Annotated in this window: 2 protein-coding genes and 1 pseudogene; all 3 read right to left on the bottom strand. The window is 34.9% G+C overall.

Annotation, left to right across the window (positions count from 1 at the left end; translation table 11 throughout):
• Window positions 1–53: 53 nt before the first annotated feature.
• Entirely contained in the window at window positions 54–689 is a 636-nt protein-coding gene (locus CDZ78_RS20210; RefSeq protein WP_087871558.1) for a hypothetical protein, read from the bottom strand.
• A 3-nt stretch (window positions 690–692) separates the two neighbouring features.
• A complete protein-coding gene (locus CDZ78_RS20215) occupies window positions 693–1193 on the bottom strand; it encodes a hypothetical protein (protein WP_140414263.1) in 501 nt (166 codons plus the stop codon).
• Between the two features lie 79 nt (window positions 1194–1272).
• Window positions 1273–1371 (bottom strand): annotated as a pseudogene (locus CDZ78_RS24465) (IS6 family transposase); the annotation flags it as partial.
• Window positions 1372–1554 lie beyond the last annotated feature (183 nt).

Here is a 1554-nt window from a genome sequence, read left to right on the forward strand (position 1 = left end):
AATGATAGCAGATAACCTGGGGAAGTGAACTTTATGCGACAGAACCGTATTTATTATCTGCTAACTTTGCCGTTAATTTCCTTATGGGTATCGATCGTTGGTCTTGCCGAAATTTCACTTACTAAGTAATCAACTTGTTTTTCAAGTACTCTATTAGCAATATTGTAATCATTAAATAGTGGGCTCAAAATAATAAGAGGAAGCCAAATAATCTTAATAAATTTTTCTGAAGCTGATGCAGAAAATACCTCATTATTTTTTTCTATAACAAACACTGACATATCTGAGTAATAATCTAAACCTACGGGTATTAACATCATTGTTAAACCTGACATATAAGAGAGAACTAAGCTTTCCTCTTCTGTCGTTCCACTAATAATGACTTGAAAATGGAAATGCTTTGATTCTTTTTTTCTAAAAGGTACATATACTATTTTTTTGTATAATCCTATAGTTCTCAATTTTTCTTTAACTTCGTCTATAATTCCTTCTTTACTTAGTACATCAAATTTTCCTATCTCACTTATTAAGTCCACCGAAAACGAGATGTCTTGAGGAGATACAGGATCAGAATGAGTGTAGCTTGAAGCAGTCGTGACAGGTTCGGGAGTGTAACCGCTACTAAAAGTAGCGCAACCCGCGTGAAGAATCGTAATAAGCAATATTACCAGTTTTCCAGTTAGTGACATTACCTAATTCCTTTTAATCATAAATACTGCTTTTTGCCTATACTCTCCAGAGGTATACTCCCCCTGAATTTCTCGACTACCGTAAGTGGTTGAAGTACCTGTATAATAAATGCCGGTAGAAACACTGCCAGAGTGATATGAAGTGTTACTTGTAGGAATAGAGATAGAATATCTATGAGCAATATCGTCAATTTTTTGCGACTGGGTAATAATGACGCTTGCGCCTATTTTATTGGCAAGATCAATAGATTTTGTTCTCGTCTCCCACTCACCCTCAAAATTAGAGACCCCCAAAACAACGTAATTTTTGTTTTTATAGGTAGATACTTTTCCGTTTATATCATGAGTTTCAATAAGTTTTGGTGGAACTAAGGTGGGAATATTTTGTATATCGTTACTACCATAACCTCCGTAATAAGTAGCAAAACGATTTCTAAGGTAATGTTTAGAACATCCGGACAATACAATAGTCATTAAAACAAACATTAAAATATTCTTTATCATTAAATTATGGGTAGTGGGTGGAATTTGGGTTCTGTCGAAAAAGTTTATCGTGCGCATAAAGACCGGTCATAACCGGTCTTTACACGGCTAATGAATAAAACTGTCCTGCAGGAGACAAACCATCTCCTCCGATCATTTTCCCTTTTTTGATCATTTTCATTAGCTCAATACCTGCTAATTTTATCTATATTGATTAATTCAGCCCGACCATGCCTTGCTCTTACATTGTCTATGAATAAACACATTCAGAGTCTAAATCTATTACGCAACCCTAAGCCTCTTAAAAATAAAAAGATAAACGATACCCCCCCTGAGCTAAGGAATAAGCACGAAACAACTTCCCGATATTAATTATTCTTGA

This window comes from Bathymodiolus platifrons methanotrophic gill symbiont, from assembly GCF_002189065.1.
GTDB lineage: Bacteria > Pseudomonadota > Gammaproteobacteria > Methylococcales > Methylomonadaceae > Methyloprofundus.